The sequence below is a fragment of the Gelidibacter salicanalis genome, from assembly GCF_016469035.1.
GTDB classification, from domain to species: Bacteria; Bacteroidota; Bacteroidia; order Flavobacteriales; family Flavobacteriaceae; genus Gelidibacter; species Gelidibacter salicanalis_A.
In genome coordinates this window covers 1-264 of record NZ_JAEHJZ010000474.1, presented here as the reverse complement: position 1 = coordinate 264, position 264 = coordinate 1, and the positions used below count along the sequence as shown (strand labels likewise).

General features: G+C 59.1%; 1 protein-coding gene. It reads left to right on the top strand.

Annotated elements, in window-relative coordinates; translation table 11 throughout:
* On the top strand, positions 1-264 hold a 264-nt coding region (locus JEM65_RS21855), incomplete at both ends, for a hypothetical protein (RefSeq protein ID WP_439953528.1).

Here is a 264-nt window from a genome sequence, read left to right as displayed (position 1 = left end):
GGAAGCGGGTCCTTCCATCCCTGTCGAGATCCTCGGCCTGGACGGTACCCCGGACGCTGGCGACGAGATGAGCGTGCTGTCGGACGAGAAGAAAGCCCGTGAAGTGGCTCTGTTCCGTCAAGGCAAGTTCCGCGAAGTCAAACTGGCTCGCGCTCACGCCGGCAAGCTGGAAAACATCTTCGAGAACATGGGCCAGGCAGAGAAGAAGACGCTCAACATCGTCCTCAAATCTGACGTTCGTGGTTCCCTCGAAGCGTTGAACGG